The following is a 23,382-nucleotide window of genomic DNA, read 5'->3' on the forward strand; positions in this document are numbered from 1 at the left end:
TCCTCATTTACCCAGCAAACCGATCTTGGATTGGTTCTTAGATCATTCGTCAGAGCTTGCTCCCGGCAGTCGGTCAAGTTTGTATGTTGCGTTGACTCGGGCGAGATCTAGTGTGGGCGTGGTTTGTCCTGATAATCAATCCGTATTGCCCGAAGGGTTTGCATTTTTCCAACCGGAAGGTGAATGAATTGATCAAAACCGAGAAGCCCAGAATGGTCATTTGGAACGCCGCTTAAACAATTCCCCCAACCCATTTCCAGTCATCATCAAAATCACCAAGCACAATCCATGAATAATTTGCCGCAAATTGGCGGCGATGCTGTCGAGCATTCCAACAAATCTAAGAGCCTCTGGAACCAGAATCTTGAAGCACTGGCCAAAAAGCTGCCACGAAAACTTCCCGACCTCCGATGATGACGATTGAGAGGATGAAAATGGACTCATTCAGTGTGAAACTCGTGGGATCAATGTGAAATGTAATGTAATTGCATACAATGCCCCGGGATCGCAGCAAGGTAGCACTTTGAGGGTAAATGCAATCGTCTTGGCTCAGTTCGTTCTTCCCAATGCTTTGAGGTATATCTCGTCTTCACTGATGGCAATCAAAATTCTACCGAAACCTGAATCTCCGAGGTTCCTCAGCAGCCACCAAACGAGGCCCATCAAACTGGCAGCCAAGATCAAAAATGGAATTTTGCCATCGAGAGCCAAGCCAAATAACTGAATGGAAGGAATGCAGGAACGCCCAATGGGCCTCTCGTTACATCCATCCAATTGTTCATCAAAGAAAAAATGATGACTTGAATTCCCAACGTGCAGATGATGAAATAGTCCTCAACAGTACGCAAGGCGATGAGTGAAACTAGCAATGCTATTGCTGCACAGATCAGCATTGCCAAGGGCAGATTTATCCAAAAGGAAATGCCAAAATTGATTGAAAGCAATGCGGTGGTATAGGCTCCTATGCCGTAGAATCCTGCATGAGCTAATGAAATCAGACCAGTCTTACCAGCAGCTAGGTTTAAGCTTTGCGCAAGCACAGTGTAGATGCAAATGAAAATAAGGAGATGGAAGATGTAGTCCAAAGCAGCGTCGGGTCAAAAAATCAAACTAAAATAATTTTCATTGGGTTCAGTAACTGCGTGACCTAGTCCTGCTATCCTATCTGGGAAAAATATTTTTTCATTTTTGTTCAATTCCTTCAAGGTACTATGAAAACTCTCAGGATAGTCTTCGTCTAAAGCACCAGATGTAATAAAGACCTCAAAACTACTTTCATTGGGAATCTGGAGGATTGAATGGCTCGAATGGGCATACTTCATTGAATAATGAACTTTGGGCTCTGACCCGCTTATTCAAAAAGCGTATCATCAAAGAAATCCTTCAAATATTGATACCAAATGTAATATGGAGATGGCCCCCCAAAATACTATCTTTGTTAAATAGATGAAATGGATTAAACCGCTTTTAGGCATTCGATTAATGGCATACAACCAAGCTTCTACATAAAATGCAATAGTTCTCCTTCTTCAATTCATAATCCCCAAGCAATTGCAAAGAAGGGTGGTCGTTTTAAATGCTTAGATTAGATACATCGTCAAAGGAATAATGACCATGATAGTTTATAACATTACAATCAGTAAAATTCCTAGCAATGCTTCTATTCGTACTAAATCATAAACTTCTTGGTAGGTAGTTACTGGATCAGCAGCTCCTGGAACGATTAATAGTTTCATGTTTCAACCTTTTTAAGCCGCTTGCCACTAAACCCAAGTGGTTTCCAAATCAAAAATAAAATGAGAATGATATAGGTAACTGCATCCATCCATTTGGTGTCAATGCAATACGCTGCCAAATACTGGGCTGTGGCGACCAAAGCCCCGACGATCAACCCCCTAGTGCTGCCCACTCCTCCAATAATCATTGCGACAACTCCATAAAGTAGGAGGTTAAAACCAAAAGTTGGGGTCATATTGGTGTCCATTGCAGAGAGTATTCCCGATGTTGCAGCCAATGCTGATCCAATGCCAAAAGCAATCAAAATGATCTTGTTGGAGTCGATACCGTAGATATTACAAAGTTCAAGTTTGCTTGCTACTGCTCGAATCGATTTACCTATGGATGTATATTGAAGGAATAGGTTGGTCACAATGAAGAGACCCAAAGAAACAAAAAAAGCACACCTGGATGGTAGTGATATATGCGGAGAAAAACTGGTGACCAACTGTAACGTCGCCAGTGTTGATAATTTTGTATCATCTCCCAAAGCCAAGTGAAATACAATTTTTTGAAACACAACATATAGACCGATGGAAGAAATGAGCATGGTGAATGGAGGCAACTCTCGATTGCGCATAAACCGAAATACCAACCGCTCGGTGATCAAGTCTATACCTACGCTACAAATGATTCCTAGAAGCAAACTAACTGCAATTGGAAAATGAAGAATCTGGAGAAAAAGAAATGAAAAGTAAGCACCAAAGCTGATGGAAGCGGCTTGTGTTAGGCTAAAAAACTTATTCGTATAGTAAACTAATGTAGCCGATAGAGCTACAAGAGAAAGTAAGGATGCTGTCAAAACAATATTAAGTGCGATTTGCATCATAGGAACAGGCCTTCTAGAACGTAACAGTATGTGACAATGCGATTACATCCTTTATAAAATCCTTGTATCTTCCCAAATCGCTTTTGGAGTCCTTAATGAAAACCACGTATTTTTCAAAAGCCGTGACCGTCTCATAATTTCTATCGTTCTTGAATCCATAAATGACCCGTCCTTCAATTAACAAAAAATCCAAGTACTCTTGATTCAAATTGTGCAGCAAATAATTCTTTTTGAGCGTGGAAAGTGGGAGAAATGACAAGTTGGCATTGCCATCAGCGTGCATTTTTGCAATCTTTGCAACTGAACTATCTGGATTTCTTAAGGCTAGCTTGGTGGATTCAAGATTCTTAACCACAATCAATCTATGCAATTTCACTCCAGATCCTTTGCAATGCGAATTGTAGTTTCAATTGTTCCAATGTGGTCGGGATCGGCAAAAATCTTGTCTGGCTCCATAAGTGTCGTAGCGTAGAAATTCGATTTCGAAGATGTTTTCAAAACTCGACCAAGAATCTGCCCTATCTCCTGTTGATCCATTGGCACGCCTCGATCAATGTTACTAGCGATATGGGAAACAAATGCCAATTTTTCGTCCAACATATTCATCAAAAAGCTAGATATATATATCCGCCTACGGATAACTTGCTTGAATACGTCAAAATATTTTTTTGCGAATAGCAAAAAAGACAAAGCAGCTCCTAATATGATAGGAAGCAGCACACCTATGGATGTAAAGACAATTGCCGTGAGAACCTGATTTGGCTGCTCTTCGGAAATCATTTTGAATAGTTTTGAAACCCCGAGCCAAGGATCAGCATACTCCTTGTCAAAATTCCCAAAAAATCCATTCGCAGCAACAACGGAAAGATTGGCGCAATCCCTGAACCACTGAAGAGACTCTATTAAAGTAAAACCGTCTAATTTTATCCATCTATTTAGTTTTAGAAGCTTCATTCGATGATAAAACTTATTGGAATCAAGAACAGAAAGCATGGCAAGTAACATTCTCTTTGAATTAGACAATTCAAAAAGACCTAGGTTACTTTTTGCTTCAAGCAATTTTGACCTTATAATTGCCTTGCTGGTTTCGATAATTCCTTCCTTAATCAACATCGTCTGAATCTCCGTATATTCTGCTGCTGAATGGTCAACCCTGCCCATTATCGCGCGAATCTTTGACAATGCTTCTTGATTTTTGGAGTTCAGCAATAAGTATAGGAGCAACGTCAGTCTTCCGTTTCTGAAATCGCAAGAAGTCATCTTGGTATAGTTTTGACTGCCTTTCTGCCCTGGAAAGTAATCCGCAAGATCATTTTACTTGATGAAGAAGCAGTTCCGTACAATTCCGCAAATTTGAGCAATGCTTGTAGTTGGAGTTTCGAGCCATTTGCATTAAAGCTCAGCTAATGCGCATTGCCCAGAAAAATTCCACTTCCAAAATAGCACCTATTGATGTATGCTGGCAGAAAATTCTCGTAATTATCAAACTCCTTCAAGTTAGCGACAGTTAGCAAATTCAGATCATAATGTTGTGCCTTGTAGATGAAATAGTTGCTTCTACTTAAGCAGCCTTTGAATTCATAAAGAATGGAGTCGCTTACAGCTCCAATGCATTGATCTATCAGCCTTTCTGCAATTTCTCTAGAGATCATTGCCGCAATGAACTGGCTGTCCTTTTCTTCGGCAGTCAAAACTCTACCTTGTGGTCAAAAAGGCATTTGCCTGATAGGATGATATGTTGAGTACCTCAAATGCAGCAGCGATTGGCAGGAATTGATTAAATTTGATCCCCACAAATTTCATAGGCAAGGCGAAATAATGTTGGCTTTAATAATCGCTTACCTAACCGCTTATCATAGAAAAGTCTAAGAATTTCCAGAAAGTTCAGGTTCATTCCTACAAGTGACATCTACCTGCTCCTTGATTAGCGGCAGAACTAGGGCAGAAGTGTTTTCTAAATATTCGAAATATTTGCCTCGTTCCATCTGGAATCAATATTTTACAAATTCACCATTTTTTACCGTCAGAATGTTGAGTTCCTTGCGAACATCGCCATTCTGATCAAAATTAGTGTTGCCAGTTACACCAGGATAATCCTTGGTATTATTCAGATTTGCAATAATTTCTGGCACACTCCTGTTTTGCGTATTATATATGACCTTATAGCTTATTTTCACAACGTCATAGCCATAGGCAGCGAGAATATCGGGAGTGGAATTGTTCTCCTTTTTGAAGAGTGTTACGAAATTTTGCGTTACTGCATTTTTGCTATTTGCATCAAAAACTGGTGCTGAAAATATCAGCCCTTCTGCCGCTTTCCCAGCAATCTCAATCAATTTCTTATCGTAAACTGTTGAAATAGACACATAGGTTTTTTGTAATCCAAGTTCGGTGGACTGCTTAAGAAGTGTTGAAATGTCGTCAATATAGCCTGGCAGGAAAACTATATCAGAAGAATCCGAACGAAGTTTTTGGAGAATCGTTCTGAAATTTGTCTCCCCTTGTTTGTAGTTGTTTGTGAAGGATATGGTGCCTCCCAAGGATTTGAATTTATCACCAAAAACTTGACTGATTTCAACCGTTGATGCTGCATCTACAAGAAATGACTGCGACACTCTAGCACCTAACCTATTGTAAGAAAAATCAGCCAAGAAATCACCATCATAAGAATCCGATGGATAAATTCTGAATACATGATCTCCAAACTTACTGAACTCAACTGCGGATGCTGTTGGTGACATCAGAACCAAATCATCCTTTTCTGCTATGGGTGCAATCGAAAGTGCTACATTTGAGAACATGCCTCCAATAATGTAGTTGACTTTATCGATTGATTTCAACTTGTTGTAAGCTGAAATTCCAGAATTTGGTGTTGCCTTGTCATCTTCATAAATAATTTGAATGGCCGCATTGGAAGAGTCTGAATTAATTTCCAACACTGCCAAATCCATTCCCTTTTTAAGCCAGTCCCATAGTTTGCCGCTTCTCCAGTTAAGGGTAAAATGGCGCCTATTTTTATGGGGGCTTTTTCTCTGTAGTAGGTTGCGTACATAGTATTGCAAGCTGTAAAAGCAAGTACAATGGTTATTAACGCGAATACTGTATGTAGCTTTCTCATCGTCTTAATTCTTTAAATAAATACGGCATCTAATTGACGGGGACTAAATGTTTCATCTATTGCCTGTTCATAGCAAACCATGCCCAATTTCATTCCAATAACCCTATTGGCAATCCCCAGGTCTCGCCGATACGAGTGTTCCACTATCAGGAAAGTAGTTTTCATTTTTTGATTTAGAGTTCCCATAACGCTAGTTATGAAATTTACATTGATAGGCGATAACCCATTGAACGGTTCGTCAAGTAAAATCATTTTGGGTTCATGTAGCATTGCCATTGCTAATGTCAACAATTGCCTTTCCGCCGCTAAGTTTCAGTGTTGTTCTGCTCAATTGCGGTGCAAGGGTCGTAAATATTACAAGCACCCTATTGATTCGTTGATTGTAAACTGATCGATCAAGGATCATTCCAGCCGTTTCCAAATTCTCCTTTACAGTCAGGTCTTCGAAAAGACCGTTTCTTTGAGGAATATATGAGATTCCTCTTTTCAACAATCCCGATGTTGCTTACCAGTAATATCCTCTTCCTCAAAGAAGATGCGCCCATCGCTCCATGAAATAACATTCCGAAAATTGTTTTAAGCAAGGTAGATTTTTTCCGCTTCCATTGCTTCCTGCAATCAGAACCACTTCCTTGGGCTACTTCAAACAGAAACATCAAAAGCACACTACTTCCACACAACAACGATCCGATATGTTTCCCTCTTAGCATCTTGTTACCAGATATATGCCTTCATTACATGCTGATCTTTCCTCAGTGTTTCCATATTCTCAAATACATCGATCTTGCCTTGATGGAGGAAGAATAGCCTGTCTGCAACTTCCGGAAATGAAGTCGGTGTGTGCTCGATCATCAAGTTGGTTTGCCTTGGGTCTTCAGTTGCTGAATGAGCAATGCGATCTTTTGCGGTACTCGGTTGGTGTTGCTGCGACAGCTTCATCAAGCAAATGTAGTGATGCGCCGTGGCAACCCGCAATAAGCAAGATTGGGCAGTTTTGCTGTCCCAAAGCTGATCTCGTTGCAAAGGACTTGGATACTTCACGAAGAAAGTATCTTTCAATCAAGTCGTCTGCCTCGCTCCAACCATTTGGTTGGCTTACTAAAAAGTAATTTGGCGACGAAGCCATTCCACCAATTGTCAGTTGGAGTTGTCCTTCATGGCCAGAAGGACATTTTCGTTGACAGTGAAGATGGGGCTAGTCGCAGAATCTTAGAGAGTCCTACAAATGCAGGGTTTATTGATTTTGAGGGTGAGGAATTGGATAATTTTCAGTTCCTTCCAAAAGAATCGAGGCCTTAGTCTAGTTTCCAGAAACCCTGTGATCAGATTGAACAATAATGTTGTCTTCCCAACGCCGTTTGAACCATTAGCGCATAGATATTACCTTTCTCCAAAGGAAAGAAGTTCCATCAGTAGAAATCTGCGGAGAAACCAAAACGAAGATCGTGCTTCTAACATGCTTTACCTGACTGCTTACTCCTGCAAAAGTACAATTGCTGTACCGAATCTACGTTTTTTTCATTTGAGATAGAAAGAAAGTGCATTGATTCACCGCATTGTAGCCTCTCAAGCCTGATTCCGGGCCAAGCCAGGGGTAATGCAAACCCTGGGTTTCAAAGCCCTTGTTACAAGTAAAAGGTCGCGGCAATACATTCTCACCGATTATCAAATACATTCCTGAAAGTCAAACAAGTCCGAAACGAACAGCCCAAATACCTTTGAAATCGAGGTAAGCCATTATGATCGTGGAATCGATCTGTGCCGACTCAACAATTGAATGTGGTGGAGGTCGCAAAAGCCAGCCATCACTCAGGTATCGCATACCGCGACCCGCCTTCCCCTGCGGCTAACCCGAATAAGCTGCCCCTCCTTGATCAATTTTGAAAGATGCACGGAAACGGTATTGTCAAGGCTCGTGTAAACCAAGCCATACGGCTGCAATTGGCGGAGTCTGGGGCCAATTTCCTTGCCTAGCAATGGTCGGCCTGCCTGGTTGATCACGTAGAGGATTTTGTCCTTCCAGCTCAGGTCATGAGAATAGCGGTTGGGTGCCTTGTCCAAAACGTACTTCGTTTGGTACTTGGAGACGTTGCTTGATTTTGCAGCTACGATGGCCGCAAGCTCTTGCCGCTCATTTGAAAGCATTTCTTCGAGGGCCGTGATGCGCTGCCGCTGACGAGATTCGACCTCCTCCAACTGCCTTTGTGGGATTCCGATCCATTTGCTGCGTGAGATTTCTTCTTCTGACATGGAGCAATGTGTGATTTGATCTTCGATTTACGTGAATACAGGCCTATTCATACTGTAAAAGACCTGTTCAACGTAGGTAAAAGTACGATTTAGATTCAATTAATAACAAATTCAGTTTAGATTAAGTATGATTAAGCATAGTTAAACATGGTTCGATATGTACTCATTATCTCGGGTTAATCTCGTTGGTGATATCTTGAATCTCGTTTCCAGTCAGAAGTTGGATGTTAATGTGCCAGAACTGGTGTCTATATTCCCTTCTGTGGGCGGTTTCATTGCATTTCACGGCCAAGAACATCAATTCTAGGTAGCTTGCTTGAATCCTAGACCACTATTTCAGGTTCAGAATCAAACAACTCCGACGCGGAGGACAACCCAAATGCCTTCGAAATGATGAAAACCATTCTGTCCGTTGGCAGCGAGTTTAAGGATTTTGAATTGGACCGCCAACCAGCGAATGGTGGCTACTTTGTCTTGCAGAGGTTCCGAGCCACGTTCTTTGATCCTGCAACGTTGGAGGCCGCTCAGGCCATGACGAACTTGGTTCAGAGCCGCGTTCAGGAGGATTGAAGAAAGTTCTAAGAGAAGAACTGGAACTGACGTCATTATATACTTGCTGTCCAAAGCCTGCCGAAAGCTCGAAAACCCTCCCTGTGAAAATATCTGGTCGGAAAGAAACTACCTAGTCAATTCAAAATCCACGGTGAATAGACATATTCCGAAATGAAACATCCGATTAGTTGAACATATTAAAAATTTATATCGTACGTTTGTGTCGAATAATTTAAGATATGGATACGGATTTTAAACCCTACTTGGGGAGGCGGCCTCGACAAAGCCCTTGAACTGTGCGAGCGCCTGACCAAAAAGATATTTAAAGGCACCGACACTGGGGGTTCCCTACCGCTCGCTCAACCATTGGAGAAGTCTGGTTTGTGGACGATAGCCGCGAAGACATCAAAATTGGCGGCGATTTTCATTTGTGGAGTACGTCTGGATACGGATGATTCAGGAATTGAGACTGTGGGCCTCAACCTGGTCGAGATCAAAGCCTTGAAGGGAAGTGTTGCTTGCTCCTACCTATCCTGATCTCTTGAGTTCCCTTTCATCAACATCTATGAGCGGGAAAACCTGGCAAATCCGAAAAAGACCGAAGAAACACAAAAAAAGGAAGTGGATTTCTGGACCTTCGTCTTGAGCAACCCGAAAGCGGAGGAAATGGGCTACAATTGGCTGCAACTCATGATCGCCACTTCGATTTCAAAACGTTGTCCCGTGATTTTGATCGTTTTCCAGACGGTGAATTTTTCAGCGTCGAGGAAACGCCAGGATTCATCTTTCCATCTGAGATTTTGGATCGCCTTTCCTTTGAAACACATGCCGCATCCCCATCACGGGTATTGTCAGGGAGTTCCTCGCCAAAGATCTCTCCATCGACCGCATCGGAATGCTAGAAATCCTCGAACCCAATGAGCAAGCAATCTTGTCTATCATCAAATCAGGCAAGTACAAGGCGGTGAAGATTCATTTCCAAGAATTCAAAAAATGAATGACTTGGAACTCGTGCAAAGCCAAGACACACGGAGAAAGATCGTGGATATCCTAGCTTCAGGAGAGTACCAAACGATTTCCGTCGATCAGCACGAGGGCCAAATCACCAAAATTGAGAATACGATCAAGTACAAATTTCCCAAATAGATGAAACAGGCAAGTATTTCCACACAATGTATTTTCGTACCCTTCACAAAAGGGACTTTTACATATTGGCGCAGCGACCCGAAAAAAGGAGCTGCGCCGTTCGCGAATTGCTGTGAAGAAAAAAAGAACTCTCAGCATTTCTTCCAAAGGAACCCAAATCGAGAGAACCAAGATGGGCAACCATCGAAGACATCAGAAGTATCGCTGGATACGAGAAGCTTTCCGATGGAGAGGCCCTGAGCATCCTCGATTCAATTCGACAACTCGTTTCTTTGATGGCCAATTTTATGCACAAGAACTATGAGCATGAATGATCTTGAATTGTTTCGTCCATTCGGTGTAGGAAAAGCCAAAAAGGCTGATTCTGGCGAAAGGAAGCGGAGCGTCCTTTACACCCGAGTTTCGAGCAAGGCCCAAGAAGACGGCATGAGCCTCGAAGTCCAAGTAAAGGCCTGCCGACAGTTTGCCGAGCGCAACGGTTACGAGATCGTCGCCGAGTTCGGCAACAGGGGCGAAAGCGCCAAGTCAGGCAGCGACAGAAAGGACTTCGAGGGAATGTTGGCCTTCGTGCGAAAGAAGGCGAATCAGATAGATTACATCGTTTTCTACGACTATTCGCGTTTCTCTCGTGAAGGTGGATCAGCCATTGTTCTCAAAGAAGAACTCAAAGCCAAGTATGGAATCATCATCAAGTCGGCGACGATGCCGATCAACAATGAGGAGGTCTATGGTTCAGGCATGGAAGACCAGCAATTGATCTGGGCCAAGCAAGAAAACGACATCCGAAGGAAGCGTTGCGTGGACGGCACCAAAGCGAAACTCAGGCAGGGTCATTGGTGCGGCAATGCGCCCATCGGTTACAAATGGGTGAACAAGGTGCTGCTTCTTGACACGGAGAAAGCTCCGTTCATCAAAAAAGCTTTCCTATGGAAATACGAGAACACCTCCCTATCCTCGGAAGAGATTCGGAAGAAGCTGAAGGCGCGTGGACTCGACATTCCTCGAAACACCATGTCCCGCATTTTCCATAGCCCAATTTACTGTGGACTTTTGGCACACAATCTACTGGAAGGTGAGGTCATTCAAGGCAAGCACGAACCGATCATCTCCCCAGAAATCTTCCTAGCGGTGAATGGCATCCTCAAATCCAACAACAACCACAGCTACGCCGTCTCCGAGGAAAACAATGCCCTTCCGCTCAAGAAATTCTTGATCTGCGAGCATTGCGGCGAACCCTTCACGGGCTACATCGCCAAGAAGAAGAATGGCAAGGTGCGCAATACCCCCTTGCCTTACTACAATTGCCGAGGAAGAGAATGTAAAAGCAATGTGAATGCCAACAGCCTTGGTGAGAAATTTCTGCGCGAATTGCGGCAGTTCACGATCAAGGATGAATTCGTTCCGCTCATCACACAGGAGTTGGAAGCGACCATGATCCAGATGAATTCAGAGAAGTTCAAGGAGGCCGAGGTCATGGAAAAACGCCTCAAGGAAATCAACGGGAAGCTGGATCGGATGAAGGAAAGGTATGTCGTCCATGAGGAAATCAGCCGAGCCGACTACGAGGAATTCAGCGAGAAACTGAGGGACGAGAAGCAGGAGATTTTGAGGGAATTGGAGCAAGTCAATCAAAAAAGTACGAACCTCATGAAAGACATTGAGGAATGCGTCCAAATATGCCGAAATCTGGCCGTATTGTGGGAAAAGGGTGACTACCGGGACAAGCAAAGGGTTCAAAAAATAGCCTTCCCCGAGGGCATGTACTATTCCAAGAAAACCGACACAGTTCGAACCCCAAGGGTGAATGAGCTAATCCGCGTTTCCAGTGAACTGAGCAAGGTTTTAGGGCAAAAAGAAACGGGAGGGAACATCGGTTTTGATGCATCCTCCCGTTGTGTACCGAGGGTGGGACTCGAACCCACACGATTGTTACACCAATGGTGTTTGAGACCATCGCGTCTACCATTCCGCCACCTCGGCTTAAGGGAAGGCAAAGATAGTGAGGTTTTTTAAATTTCAATGAACTTCGGAGAAATTGTCGCGCTTTTTTGAATGGACAATTGGCGCATTTGAAAATGAGCGATGATACATTCCAGGAAGCTTCGCCCAGGCGTCCACTCGGAAGGCCTGAATCAACCTTGCCAAACGCGCAAAATCCATTACTTTTGGAAAAACCCAGACTGAAATGTTCTCCTTCTTCAAGAAAAAGCCCGTTCTGCTCGAAGTACCCGATTGGGCACCGTTTTTCACCCGCGAGGAATACACCGCTTTTGTCGGGGCTATCGGGAAATACTTCAAGGGCAAGAATCTTAGCTACGAAGTCCACGATGGGGTCGTCGAACTGGGCCCAAATGAATTTGAGTTCGGGAAATTGGGACTGGGCAACCTCTCCCAAGTCTGCAAACAATCACGCAACCTGAGTGAATATCCCGAGATCGTTGCGCAACATTTTGATTCGTTGATACAGGGTCAGGTTTTCAACATCGAATTCCAGAAACTGGTCAACGACTACGCTAAAGTCAAACAATACCTGGGCGTTCGCATGTATCCCATGGACTACATCGACCACATTGGAATGAAGGGTGTCATGGGCAAACCCTTCGCAGGCGATATCTATGCGATGTTGGTTTTTGATCTGCCCCATAGCGTGCAAAACGTGCAACCCGAGCAGGCTGCCAAATGGGGAAAATCTTTTGAAGAACTCTTCGAAACGGGTCTGCAAAACATCAAACGGAATTGCCCCGTCTCCCTCAAACAGCTGAATTTGGGCGAATTTGACATTTGGTTTGCTGAAGGAGTTCATTTTTTTGTTCCCAACATTGCCTTTGACCTGCCTCTGCGGCCGGATTTGGTTGGAAAATATGGCGCGCTCGTGGGTTTGCCCCACCGACATGCTGCGATCATCTATCCGATTGAGACGCTCGATGTCATCAAAGCTGTCAATACCCTGATTCCGATTGTGAAGGGCATGAACGAAGAAGGACCCGGCTCACTCAGTGACAATATCTTCTTTTTCCAAAATGGTGAATTTGAGGCGCTTCCGTACAAAATCACAGAGGAAAAGCTTCAATTTTTTCCGACAGACAATTTTATTACCCTGCTGAATTCCCTAGCTGAATCATGACCGCTTCACCCTCCGATTCACCGCTCGGCACCTAACAAAGACAATCCGACGGCAGCCCGAACCCAAACTTTCACTACCTTTGCCCCTTCAAAAAAGGGTAAATATGATCTCCATTGACGGTCTCGCAGTCGAATTTTCTGGTCAAACGCTGTTCAGCGATGTGTCATTCGCCATCAATCCAGACGACAAAATCGCGCTCATGGGCAAAAATGGGGCGGGAAAATCGACCTTGATGAAGATCATCGCGGGCGTGAACAAGCCCACCCGCGGATCCGTGCGCGCACCCAAGGACGCGGTGATCGCCTACCTGCCGCAGCACTTGCTGACGGAAGACACGTGCACGGTATTCGAAGAGACCTCCAAGGCTTTCCAACAGGTGATTTCCATGCAGGAAGAGATGGATCGGCTGAACAAGGAACTCGAAACCCGCACCGACTACGATTCCGAGGAGTACATGGCGATCATCGAAAAGGTGACCGACATCGGCGAGAAGTTTTACACCGTCGAGCAGGTCAATTTTGATGCGGAAGTCGAAATGGCGCTCAAAGGACTCGGATTTCGGCGCGAAGATTTTGACCGGCCCACCAAGGAATTCAGCGGTGGTTGGCGGATGCGCATCGAGCTTGCCAAGATTCTCCTTCAGAAGCCGGACCTCATCCTCATGGACGAACCGACCAACCACTGCGACATCGAATCGGTGATGTGGCTCGAGGATTTCCTGGTCAACAAGGCGAATGCGGTCATGGTCATCTCTCACGACAAGGCCTTCATCGACCGGATCACGAACCGCACGATCGAGGTCACGATGGGCAAGATTTATGACTACAAGGCCAATTATTCGCATTATCTGGTCTTGCGGGAAGAGCGCAGGTCGCATCAAATCAAGGCTTACAAGGAGCAGCAGCGGTATATCGCGGAAACGCAGGAGTTCATTGACCGGTTTCGCGGTACTTATTCCAAAACCAATCAGGTCAATTCCCGGGAACGCATGCTGGAGAAGCTGGAACTCGTGGAGATCGACGAAATCGATACATCTTCCTTGCGGTTGCGGTTCCCGCCTTCGCAGCGTTCAGGCGATACACCTGTGGTGGTCAAGGACTTGACCAAGCGCTACGGCGACAAGGTGGTGTTTCAAAATGCCAACATGTCGATCGCCCGCGGTCAAAAAGTTTCGTTCGTCGGGCGGAATGGCGAAGGAAAATCCACGATGATCAAGGCCATCATGGGTGAAATCGACTTTGAAGGCCACTGCGAATTGGGTCACAATGCCAAAGTCGGCTACTTTGCGCAGAATCAAGCGGCATTGCTCGATCCGAATTTGACCATTTTCCAGACCGTGGACGAGGTTGCAAAAGGCGAAATCCGGACGCAGATCAAAAACATCCTCGGCAGGTTCATGTTCAGCGGCGACGACATTGAGAAGAAGGTGAGCCTGCTGTCGGGGGGAGAAAAAACGCGTTTGGCCATGGTCAAATTGTTGCTCGAACCCGTGAACGTCCTGATTTTGGACGAACCTACGAATCACCTCGACCTCAAGTCCAAGGACGTGCTCAAAGAAGCCTTGCTGGACTTCGATGGCACCTTGATTCTCGTTTCCCACGACCGCGACTTCTTGCAGGGCCTGTCCCAGAAAGTCTTCGAATTCAAGGACAAACGTGTGATCGAGCATTTTGAGACCATCGACGAATTCCTTGCGCGCAACCGCATTTCGCAGTTGAAGGAAATTGATTTGAAGGCTTCCTGATCTTTCGGAGACAGCTCAAAAAGGCAATCCGACTTCTTTTTCGGGTGCTGAAAAATGCGTCAAGGCTTGCCAATTGGTCAATAATTCCGTCAAATTTGTGGGAGACTCCCAACAGATTTGAAAATGGCATTCCATCAGTTTAAGACAGAAATTTTCATCCAAGCTCCGGCCGAGCATGTTTGGCATGTGATGCTGGATGTCGAACGGTGGCCGGAATGGACGGCCTCGATTTCAAAAGTCATTCTCTTGGACCAAGGTCCGATTGCCGTAGGTAAAAGGGCGAAAGTCATTCAGCCAAAACTGCAACCTGCAGTATGGAAATTCACCAAAATCCAGCCGAATACCGGTTTTGAATGGATCACGGGCAATTTTATGCTGCGAATGGCGGCACAACATTGGATTCAGCCGGTTTCCGGGGGTGTCCAAGTGACTTTGTCGGTGGACGTCTCCGGTTGGCTTGGCGGTTATGTAGCCAAAAAATATGGAAAACTGACCCAAGATTACATCCAAATGGAAGCAAACGGGCTGAAAACCAAATCCGAAAGCCGCTGAAAGTTCGTAGAATTCTGGCCAAAATCTGGATTTGGCCTAAAAATTGATTGGAAGTCGTAAATTCAGTCCATGCAACGTATGCGTCTCACTTCCCTCTTTTTCCTGCTGCTCGTATGCGGCATCGTTTCTGCGCAGCAGTCACCACAAGCGGCTTTGATCGAAGCCGAAGCCAAATTCAAGTCCTTTTCGAGTTATTCGGCCACGATGGGCTTTGACATGGGTGGGCACCGCGGGGTCGGAAAAGTGTATTACGAGGGGAATAAATACCACTGGGACTATGTCGAGGACTTGACGATTTGCAACGGGACCACAACGATGAATTACAACCGCGCATTCGCGAGCATCAGCTATCCTGAGGCAGTCGTAGGTCCTGATCTTTCAGCGGATGGCGTTTATGGACTTCACAAATTCGCCTATCAATTTAGCTGGACTGACAGCAATTCAGTCATGCGCAGGATGAAACTCACGCCTCCCGAAGGCTCGGAATTTCCACCCGTTCAAATCGGAATTGGTCGCAAATCGGGATTGATCGAGGAATACATCGTCGATATTCGGGCTGGCCTTCGAATGGAAATGATGGTCCTCGATTTCAAGGTAAATCCCGTCTTGGACCCCAAGTTTTTTGTGATCGATTGGGAGTTTGTCAAGAAGGTCGAAGACGGACTGGTGCCGCCGATGGAGCACGAAGATGAGCATTCAACCCCCTCCGATGGGCACGAAGGCCACGACCATGAGGGTCACGACCACCATTAAGAGGTTGAACGTGCCAACTTTTGCGCTGTCTCAGATCCCGGCAGGCTGCTCCCCAACCACTTCGCGCGGGCGCATCTTTTCCAGAATCCAATAGTCCGCCATCAGGGCGAGTCCCCAGGGAACGGCCAGAATACCCATGGTAGTCCAGTCATCAAATGCGAACCGGATCGCGCCCATTTCCTCGCCTGTCCAATAGGCCAGCGGCCCAAAGACCGCCCCGACCACAAATGTCCAGACCGGCTTGCCGATCAGCACCTTCAGCGAATGGTCCAGCGTCACTGCCAACCCGGCCCAGATCGCCGTGATCCAAATCGGCGCCAAAAAATTGAGGTAAGGATATGTTCCGTTGTAGTCGATCAGGCCCGTGGCGTTGTAAACCGTATCAATCACCGTTCCCAACGCTGCCACAGCCAAGGCATACCAGAGTTCCCAGACCTTCTTGGTATAGGCAACGTGCAGAATGAGAAAAACGAAGAACGGAAAGGCCCCCCAATAGCTCAGCGGCGGACCCGCGACTGCGCCCCACGCCGCAAGCAGCCAACTCACCTTGAATAATCCATACTGAATGATCACCATCCAAAAGAATGCCCAAGTCAGGTATTTGCTCCGTGCCATTGCCCGCAAAACTAATGCTGATTTTCGAATTCCATCCGGCAACATTTTTCAGCCTCTGTGCAGGAATTTCCCCGTAATTTGAATCGCTGGACCAGTCAAGCCAGCTTTTGAAAAGTGAAAAGGATCCTCACAGGAATTTTTGCCGTTGCTTGCCTTCTCTTCGGGCAGTTGCAGGCGCAATCCGTCGACGACGGTGTCAAGGCCTATGACAACGGCGACTACAAGGGCGCCGTGTCCAACCTCGACAAAGCCATCGCGACAGGCAGCCTCAAGGAAAAAGGGCTTGCCCGAGCCCACTACTACCGCGGACAGTCCAAAGTGGTGTTGGTGCGCAAAAACAAGACGGATGTTACGCCCGAAATGTCCAAGCTGCTGCAGAATTGGGCAGTGACGGGCTACGAGGACTTGGCGCTTGCCAAAAAGTATGACGTGGATGGCAAACTCACCGATGCCATTCAATCCTCGACCAAGGAAATGCAGCAACTCGTGCTCGACCTCGCCGATGCCCATTTGCTTGCGACCTCCGATGGCGCAAAATCGGAGGCTGAAAAAAAGGTCCTCTGGCAAAACATGGTCGCGCTCTGCGAACCCGTGATTGCCCAGGACAAGTTCAATTACCGCGCCTACGACCTCGCCGCCGATGCACAGCTTTCATTGCGGGATTCGCTCAAAGCCCTCAAAAATTACCACTTCGCGGATGATTGGTTCTTTCGCTCCGCACCCAAGGATGGAGACATGGCAATCGCCTACACCTATATCCACATTGCCGAACTTGAATGGGCGCTTCACAAAAATTATGACGGCGCCATCAAGGCCATTGAGGAAGGCAAGCAAGTGCTCGATGGTGAAAGCAAAAAAATCCAGTCGCTCGGCAACCGTCCGCCTGCTGAAAAGGCCTATCTCAGCAAACGGCACGACATCATCCTTACCGATTTGAAAAAGGTGGAGATGGATCTAAAGGCAGCAGGAGGCAGGTGATTGCGTAAGTTTCCAATGACAAATTTTGTTCCAAGGAACAGAAAAAATCGCACTGAAAAGGACGTAAGATTTTCCAAGCTTTTGAGTGAAATTCCATGGCAAATTTCAGGACTTGGTGGTGGAAAATGTTGACGATTTTTTTTATTGTTGAAAACATCTAATTTCGCTCCGCAGCTTTTAACGAGAGAAACTGAAGTTGATTCAGTGATCAAGTCATCTGATGCGCAGGCGCGTACGAATGCATATTTTTGGGGAAAATGTTCTGATAATCAATCGATTACCTTCTGAATAGCGGAAGCAAATCACTGATCAACGGCTCCTTCATCTCCCGTTCGTTACCCACTTGTAGCTTTCAACATCAGCGTTGGGAAGGTCGGGTTTGGCCGACCAGCGACCATTCATTTGGTCCTCCCAACGCGCTCTGAATCTTATCAGGGTTCCGGTGTTGCAATTTGAAACCGATGTAATTGATTTCTTGGGTATGAAAAATTTTGTTTTGAAGTCGTCGGATAAATGGTCGGTGAAAAAGGCCTTTTCGAACTTGCTTTTGCCCTTCGTGATACTTTGTGTGGGAAACACAGGCTTGTTAGGAGAAACGATCGAGCTTGCCTCCCATTCAGAGGTAGGCAGCAAAGAGAATGTCGGACCCAAACCGGAGAATCAACCTTTGCAGGTAACGCTCGCCTATGGTGACCATCTCACTTTGGACGGGCCATTGGAAAACATCAGCAGCTGGACCATTCTGCATTCCGGTCAAACCGTTGGCCAAGGCATCGGAAACAGTTTGCTCAATTTTGTTTTTGCACAACCGGGAGAATATTCGGTTCAAATCCAAGACAACCATGTTCACAACGCCCAATCGTGTGACCACAGTAATCTTCCATCTGAAATTCTTGTCACCGTGACCGGCAAGAAAATGGTTTTTGATTTTACCCAAGTCACGTTTTCGGCCCCGATCTCCAATGGCAATCTCAACGGAATCGTCCTGAGCGTTCCGGTCATTGTCGACTCCTATGACGGAAGCCCGATCCTATTCCAACAAGGCACGGTGTACACAGCGGGTGTGGGAACCAACTTGACGGCTATTCCGGTGCAAAATGTAATGAGCCTGAATCCCGGGACGGTCGTTTTGAACTATACGCTTTCAGGGAGTGTAAGTCGTCCGACCTACATCATGTTTGACTTCATTGATGTGAATGGCAAAGTGCAGTCCTTTGGTTTGCAGCAACAAATTCACTAATCCAACACATTCAACCAATTATCAAAATGCCTCAAAGTTTCACGATGAAATTGCAGCGATATCGCCTTCTGGTACTCGGCCTACTTGCTTTTGTGTCCTTTTTCTCAAGTGCTGAACAACTTAAGGCTCAGGATTGTGGTTTTGGGCCTGGACTCGGATGTCCAGGAACGGACTACACGAATTGTTTTTTCAAGTCGACCACCAATCGCAATACGATTGAATACGACAACTTTATCTCGGCATTCCATACGACGCTTGTCCGTGATTCGGTGGGAGACTTGATCACCTGGGGTGAAGTTTTGACAAACACCGGTGCCGGCAGCAACCTTGTGCCATTCACCATCAACTCGACCAATTTTCCTGCGCTGACGGGCACGCGCTTGCGAGCAACGGTTGGGTCTTCCACGACAAACAATACGCAGGGCATTGTGTTGACCACGACCGGTCTTTTTGCGATGGCACAAGAAGGAAGGGTCATCGATGCTACAATTACCGCTGGTACTGGATTTCAGCCCATTACCATCGGCGGCAATCCGACAGGCTTACCGCCGGGTGTTCTTCCTGACCAGGTAAAAATGATGACCGCATCGAGTGCGAACGGAGGTATCGGATCGGGAGTACTTGTACTGACGCTCTGCTCGGGAGACGTTTGGGTGCTTGCAGCCAACGCTGCCATGCGTGGAAATGGCAGCACAGGCAATGCATTGACGTGGTCGCGTGTCACGACCAATGCAGTTGGCAATCCTTTCCTTTCCGGAATCGTTGCCTGTCGCACGACTGGCCGCTCCATCATTGCATTGGAAGCCTCCGGAGCGCTTTGGACTTGGGGACAAAGCACGTGGCTTGGAAATGGTACTGCGATCGCTACCCGCAACCGTGCGACTCCTATGACGTTGCCGGCATTCAATCCAGGCGCCTCTGCAAAAATGATCTCCATTACCTCTGATGGCCTCAATCAAATTTCCTACTACGTCCTCGCCACCGACGACAACCTCTACGCGTTGGGCAACAATGCGTCGCGGCAGTTGGGGGATTGGACGACGACCGACAGGAATGTATGGGTTCAGCCAAGGTATACCGGTCCTGCAGGGCCGGTAATGAACGACATCAAATGGATAACCGCCAATGAACACTGTGGTTTTGGTTCAGCAACCATTAACGTATTGACCAACGGGAGCCAGATTTATAATTGGGGCCTCAATCTTGGCAATATGTTGGGCCGGGCAGCCGCTGGTGCGGCCGAAAATCCTGCCATTCCGAACTTCATTGCTCCGACCGATGTGATCATTGCTGCCAATACGGGTGGACATACGAGCATGTACGTGAAAAAATGCATGTCAACCTTCGGATATGTTGGGCATAGAATCAACGGTTCGATGGGAAATGGCAGCGCTGCGGCACTTTTTGAAAATGTGGTTACTTATGCTACCGCTTCCGTCCCCATTTGCGGCGCCTACTTTGGTGTCGATCTGCTGGGAACTGTCGGCGCATCCAATGCAGCTGATAGTAGTTCGCATTGCGCAGGGACTGTTCTCAACATGACCTTTGAGCCAGCTGGTGGATCCGTCACAACCACAGGTCCTGCAACTTACAGTAGTGGTTTGCAGCAGCTTACTATGACTGCAGGCGGCACTGTCAATGTCATCTATAATCCGCCGGTTGGCTGTACTGTGCCAAGGGATTCGGTAACCTATTTTTCAATTTGTGAATCGGTTAGCTCGGCTTCGGCCACTCCCACTTTGTGTAACAATACGGCCCTCACATCGATCACCCATATAACAATTTGTGCAACAGGGATCGGTGCCCCGATTGGGCTTCCCCCTGGTGTGACGGCGACTTGGGCAGCGAATGTTCTCACAATCAGTGGCACGCCGACTTCTCCGGGCGTTTTCAACTATTCGATTCCCGTTGTTGGTGCGTGTGGAGGGGTAAGTGCCACCGGCACCATCACCGTAATCGATGCGCCAACGGTGGCCGCTGCAGGTGCTGACCAAACCGGTGCAGGTACGTGCGGAACCACTTCCACGACCTTGGCTGCGAATACCCCCACGGTCGGAACAGGAATCTGGACCATCGTCGCGGGTGTGGGCGGAACGGTCGTCACGCCCGGAAGTCCGACGTCGGTTTTCAATGGTGTCGCTGGAAACACATATACGCTTCGCTGGACTGTGACCAATGCGCCTTGTCCGGCATCGTTTGACGAAGTGGACATTACCTTCAACCTGAATCCAACGGTTGCCTCTGCCGGGGCTGACCAAACCGGTGCAGCTACTTGCGGAACCACATCGACCACGCTGGCTGCCAATACACCGACGGTCGGAACGGGAACCTGGACCATCGTGGCCGGTGTTGGCGGAACCATTGTCACCCCGGGAAGTCCGACATCGGTTTTCAATGGTGTCGCTGGAAACATCTATACCCTCCGCTGGACGATCACCAATGCGCCTTGTCCTGCTTCTTTCGACGAAGTGGACATCACCTTCAACCTGAATCCAACGGTCGCCGCTGCAGGCGCTGACCAAACTGGTGCAGGTACTTGCGGAACCACTTCGACCACCTTGGCTGCCAATACACCCACGGTCGGAACGGGAACCTGGACCATCGTAGCCGGTGTTGGCGGAACGGTTGTTACACCTGGAAGTCCGACATCGGTCTTCAATGGTGTCGCTGGAAACACCTATACCCTCCGTTGGACGATCACGAATGCGCCTTGTCCTGCTTCTTTCGACGAAGTGGACATCACCTTCAACCAAAATCCAACGGTCGCCGCCGCAGGTGCGGATCAAACCGGTGCAGGCACTTGCGGAACCACGTCGACCACGCTGGCTGCCAATACGCCCACGGTCGGAACAGGATCTTGGACGATTGTTGCAGGTGTTGGCGGAACCATTGTCACCCCTGGAAGTCCGACATCGGTTTTCAATGGTGTCGCTGGAAACACATATACCCTTCGCTGGACGATTACCAATGCACCTTGTCCGGCTTCTTTCGACGAAGTGGACATTACCTTCAACCAAAATCCAACGGTCGCCGCTGCAGGTGCTGACCAAACTGGCGCAGGTACCTGCGGAACCACTTCCACGACGTTGGCTGCCAATACGCCCACGGTCGGAACAGGAACCTGGACCATCGTCGCGGGTGTCGGCGGAACGGTTGTCACCCCAGGAAGTCCGACATCGGTCTTCAACGGTGTCGCTGGAAACACATATACGCTTCGCTGGACGATCACGAATGCGCCTTGTCCAGCATCCTTCGACGAAGTGGACATTACCTTCAACCAAAATCCAACGGTTGCCGCCGCAGGTGCGGATCAAACCGGTGCAGGCACTTGCGGAACCACGTCGACCACTTTGGCTGCCAATACGCCTACGGTCGGTACGGGAGCATGGACCATCGTAGCGGGTGTTGGCGGAACCATTGTCACCCCGGGAAGTCCGACATCGGTCTTCAATGGTGTCGCTGGAAACACCTATACCCTCCGCTGGACGATCACGAATGCGCCATGTCCTGCTTCTTTCGACGAAGTGGACATTACCTTCAACCAAAATCCAACGGTTGCTGCCGCAGGCGCTGACCAAATTGGTGCCGGTACTTGCGGAACCACGTCGACCACTTTGGCTGCCAATACGCCGACGGTCGGAACGGGAACATGGACCATCGTCGCGGGTGTCGGTGGAACGGTTGTCACCCCTGGAAGTCCAAGTTCGGTCTTCAATGGTGTCGCTGGAAACACATATACCCTCCGCTGGACGATTACCAATGCGCCATGTCCGGCATCCTTTGACGAAGTGGACATTACCTTCAACCAAAATCCAACGGTCGCCGCCGCAGGCGCTGACCAAACGGGCGCTGGCACTTGCGGAACCACGTCGACCACGCTGGCTGCCAATACGCCCACGGTCGGAACGGGAACCTGGACCATCGTGGCCGGTGTTGGCGGAACCATTGTCACCCCGGGAAGTCCGACATCGGTTTTCAATGGTGTCGCCGGAAACACATATACGCTTCGCTGGACAGTGACCAATGCGCCTTGTCCTGCTTCTTTCGACGAATTGGACATTACCTTCAACCTGAATCCAACGGTCGCTGCAGCAGGTGCTGACCAAACGGGTGCAGGTACTTGCGGAACCACTTCCACGACTTTGGCTGCCAATACGCCGACAGTCGGAACTGGAACATGGACCATCGTCGCGGGTGTCGGTGGAACGGTTGTCACCCCAGGAAGTCCGACGTCGGTTTTCAATGGTGTCGCTGGAAATACCTATACCCTTCGTTGGACGATCACCAATGCGCCTTGTCCAGCTTCTTTCGACGAAGTGGACATTACCTTCAACCAAAATCCAACAGTCGCCGCTGCAGGAGCTGACCAAACGGGCGCTGGCACTTGCGGAACCACGTCGACCACCCTGGCTGCCAATACACCCACCGTCGGAACAGGAACTTGGACAATTGTCGCCGGCATCGGTGGAACGGTAGTCACCCCAGGAAGTCCGACATCGGTCTTCAATGGTGTCGCTGGAAACACCTATACCCTCCGCTGGACGATCACGAATGCACCTTGTCCTGCTTCTTTCGACGAAGTAGACATTACCTTCAACCAAAATCCAACGGTCGCCGCCGCAGGTGCGGATCAAACCGGTGCAGCTACTTGCGGTACCACTTCCACGACCTTGGCTGGCAATACACCCACGGTCGGAACGGGAAC

Annotated in this window: 19 protein-coding genes, 1 tRNA gene and 2 pseudogenes; 10 read left to right on the forward strand and 12 right to left on the reverse strand. The window is 47.6% G+C overall.

Features of this window, described 5'->3' with window-relative positions; genetic code table 11:
• Positions 1-216: 216 nt before the first annotated feature.
• From IPN95_27945 to IPN95_27985, 9 genes and pseudogenes are all read right to left on the reverse strand, one after another.
• Positions 217-1,085: pseudogene (locus tag IPN95_27945) on the reverse strand (branched-chain amino acid ABC transporter permease).
• A 12-nt stretch (positions 1,086-1,097) separates the two neighbouring features.
• Entirely contained in the window at positions 1,098-1,322 is a 225-nt protein-coding gene (locus IPN95_27950) for a hypothetical protein (protein ID MBK9453163.1), read from the reverse strand.
• A gap of 410 nt (positions 1,323-1,732) precedes the next feature.
• On the reverse strand, positions 1,733-2,605 hold the full coding sequence (locus tag IPN95_27955; protein MBK9453164.1) for a branched-chain amino acid ABC transporter permease: 873 nt from the start codon (positions 2,603-2,605) through the stop codon (positions 1,733-1,735).
• A 13-nt stretch (positions 2,606-2,618) separates the two neighbouring features.
• Complete coding sequence (locus IPN95_27960; GenBank protein MBK9453165.1) at positions 2,619-2,981, reverse strand: hypothetical protein; 363 nt, start codon at positions 2,979-2,981, stop codon at positions 2,619-2,621.
• Positions 2,978-3,787 carry a hypothetical protein gene (locus IPN95_27965; GenBank protein ID MBK9453166.1) on the reverse strand — a complete coding sequence of 270 codons (810 nt, stop codon included), beginning with the start codon at positions 3,785-3,787 and terminating at the stop codon, positions 2,978-2,980. Before IPN95_27965 ends, IPN95_27960 begins: the two co-directional genes overlap by 4 nt.
• 221 nt (positions 3,788-4,008) lie before the next feature.
• On the reverse strand, positions 4,009-4,296 hold the full coding sequence (locus IPN95_27970) for a hypothetical protein (protein ID MBK9453167.1): 288 nt from the start codon (positions 4,294-4,296) through the stop codon (positions 4,009-4,011).
• 300 nt (positions 4,297-4,596) lie between these two features.
• The gene (locus IPN95_27975; protein ID MBK9453168.1) at positions 4,597-5,667 is read right to left on the reverse strand and encodes an ABC transporter substrate-binding protein; all 1,071 of its coding nucleotides are present in this window, start codon (positions 5,665-5,667) and stop codon (positions 4,597-4,599) included.
• A gap of 770 nt (positions 5,668-6,437) precedes the next feature.
• Entirely contained in the window at positions 6,438-6,764 is a 327-nt protein-coding gene (locus IPN95_27980; GenBank protein ID MBK9453169.1) for a hypothetical protein, read from the reverse strand.
• Positions 6,765-7,532: 768 nt separating this feature from the next.
• On the reverse strand, positions 7,533-7,973 hold the full coding sequence (locus IPN95_27985; protein ID MBK9453170.1) for a hypothetical protein: 441 nt from the start codon (positions 7,971-7,973) through the stop codon (positions 7,533-7,535).
• Positions 7,974-8,366: 393 nt separating this feature from the next.
• Here IPN95_27985 and IPN95_27990 point away from each other — a divergent pair, with 393 nt between their 5' ends.
• A complete protein-coding gene (locus IPN95_27990; GenBank protein MBK9453171.1) occupies positions 8,367-8,543 on the forward strand; it encodes a hypothetical protein in 177 nt (58 codons plus the stop codon).
• Between the two features lie 653 nt (positions 8,544-9,196).
• Here IPN95_27990 and IPN95_27995 read toward each other — a convergent pair.
• Complete coding sequence (locus IPN95_27995; GenBank protein ID MBK9453172.1) at positions 9,197-9,352, reverse strand: hypothetical protein; 156 nt, start codon at positions 9,350-9,352, stop codon at positions 9,197-9,199.
• 166 nt (positions 9,353-9,518) lie between these two features.
• On the opposite strand from IPN95_27995, the gene IPN95_28000 reads away from it, so the two are divergent.
• Positions 9,519-9,671 carry a hypothetical protein gene (locus IPN95_28000; protein MBK9453173.1) on the forward strand — a complete coding sequence of 51 codons (153 nt, stop codon included), beginning with the start codon at positions 9,519-9,521 and terminating at the stop codon, positions 9,669-9,671.
• A 300-nt stretch (positions 9,672-9,971) separates the two neighbouring features.
• Positions 9,972-10,508: pseudogene (locus IPN95_28005) on the forward strand (recombinase family protein).
• 1,060 nt (positions 10,509-11,568) lie between these two features.
• Here the strand turns inward: IPN95_28005 and IPN95_28010 are convergent.
• A tRNA-Leu gene (locus tag IPN95_28010) sits at positions 11,569-11,651 on the reverse strand.
• Positions 11,652-11,856: 205 nt separating this feature from the next.
• Here IPN95_28010 and IPN95_28015 point away from each other — a divergent pair.
• From IPN95_28015 to IPN95_28030, 4 genes are all read left to right on the forward strand, one after another.
• Positions 11,857-12,795, forward strand: a complete 939-nt coding sequence (locus IPN95_28015) for a hypothetical protein (GenBank protein ID MBK9453174.1) — start codon at positions 11,857-11,859, stop codon at positions 12,793-12,795.
• 103 nt (positions 12,796-12,898) lie between these two features.
• Positions 12,899-14,539, forward strand: a complete 1,641-nt coding sequence (locus tag IPN95_28020; protein MBK9453175.1) for an ABC-F family ATP-binding cassette domain-containing protein — start codon at positions 12,899-12,901, stop codon at positions 14,537-14,539.
• Positions 14,540-14,662: 123 nt separating this feature from the next.
• Positions 14,663-15,091 carry an SRPBCC family protein gene (locus tag IPN95_28025; GenBank protein ID MBK9453176.1) on the forward strand — a complete coding sequence of 143 codons (429 nt, stop codon included), beginning with the start codon at positions 14,663-14,665 and terminating at the stop codon, positions 15,089-15,091.
• Positions 15,092-15,160: 69 nt separating this feature from the next.
• On the forward strand, positions 15,161-15,844 hold the full coding sequence (locus IPN95_28030; GenBank protein MBK9453177.1) for an outer membrane lipoprotein carrier protein LolA: 684 nt from the start codon (positions 15,161-15,163) through the stop codon (positions 15,842-15,844).
• A 30-nt stretch (positions 15,845-15,874) separates the two neighbouring features.
• Here the strand turns inward: IPN95_28030 and IPN95_28035 are convergent, their stop codons facing one another.
• Positions 15,875-16,459: a DUF2878 domain-containing protein gene (locus tag IPN95_28035; protein ID MBK9453178.1), complete on the reverse strand. Its 585-nt coding sequence runs from the start codon at positions 16,457-16,459 to the stop codon at positions 15,875-15,877.
• A 114-nt stretch (positions 16,460-16,573) separates the two neighbouring features.
• Here IPN95_28035 and IPN95_28040 point away from each other — a divergent pair, with 114 nt between their 5' ends.
• From IPN95_28040 to IPN95_28050, 3 genes are all read left to right on the forward strand, one after another.
• Positions 16,574-17,437, forward strand: a complete 864-nt coding sequence (locus IPN95_28040; GenBank protein MBK9453179.1) for a hypothetical protein — start codon at positions 16,574-16,576, stop codon at positions 17,435-17,437.
• 481 nt (positions 17,438-17,918) lie between these two features.
• Positions 17,919-18,677 (forward strand): hypothetical protein, encoded by a 759-nt coding sequence (locus IPN95_28045; protein ID MBK9453180.1) that lies wholly within the window; start codon positions 17,919-17,921, stop codon positions 18,675-18,677.
• Positions 18,678-18,721: 44 nt separating this feature from the next.
• Positions 18,722-23,382: hypothetical protein (locus IPN95_28050; GenBank protein MBK9453181.1), on the forward strand; the 4,661-nt coding region annotated here is incomplete at its 3' end.

This window comes from Bacteroidota bacterium (genome assembly GCA_016718825.1).
Classification (GTDB): Bacteria; Bacteroidota; Bacteroidia; order J057; family JADKCL01; genus JADKCL01.

Bases quoted from the DNA above. Each gene is read 5' to 3' on its own strand.
- IPN95_27995 (MBK9453172.1), bottom strand. From the start codon at position 9,352: ATGTGTTTCAAAGGAAAGGCGATCCAAAATCTCAGATGGAAAGATGAA.
- IPN95_28025 (MBK9453176.1), top strand. From the start codon at position 14,663: ATGGCATTCCATCAGTTTAAGACAGAAATTTTCATCCAAGCTCCGGCC.
- IPN95_28045 (MBK9453180.1), top strand. From the start codon at position 17,919: ATGAAAAATTTTGTTTTGAAGTCGTCGGATAAATGGTCGGTGAAAAAG.
- IPN95_28035 (MBK9453178.1), bottom strand. From the start codon at position 16,459: ATGGCACGGAGCAAATACCTGACTTGGGCATTCTTTTGGATGGTGATC.
- IPN95_27950 (MBK9453163.1), bottom strand. From the start codon at position 1,322: ATGAAGTATGCCCATTCGAGCCATTCAATCCTCCAGATTCCCAATGAA.
- IPN95_28020 (MBK9453175.1), top strand. From the start codon at position 12,899: ATGATCTCCATTGACGGTCTCGCAGTCGAATTTTCTGGTCAAACGCTG.
- IPN95_27955 (MBK9453164.1), bottom strand. From the start codon at position 2,605: ATGATGCAAATCGCACTTAATATTGTTTTGACAGCATCCTTACTTTCT.
- IPN95_28030 (MBK9453177.1), top strand. From the start codon at position 15,161: ATGCAACGTATGCGTCTCACTTCCCTCTTTTTCCTGCTGCTCGTATGC.
- IPN95_27985 (MBK9453170.1), bottom strand. From the start codon at position 7,973: ATGTCAGAAGAAGAAATCTCACGCAGCAAATGGATCGGAATCCCACAA.
- IPN95_28000 (MBK9453173.1), top strand. From the start codon at position 9,519: ATGAATGACTTGGAACTCGTGCAAAGCCAAGACACACGGAGAAAGATC.
- IPN95_27990 (MBK9453171.1), top strand. From the start codon at position 8,367: ATGAAAACCATTCTGTCCGTTGGCAGCGAGTTTAAGGATTTTGAATTG.
- IPN95_28015 (MBK9453174.1), top strand. From the start codon at position 11,857: ATGTTCTCCTTCTTCAAGAAAAAGCCCGTTCTGCTCGAAGTACCCGAT.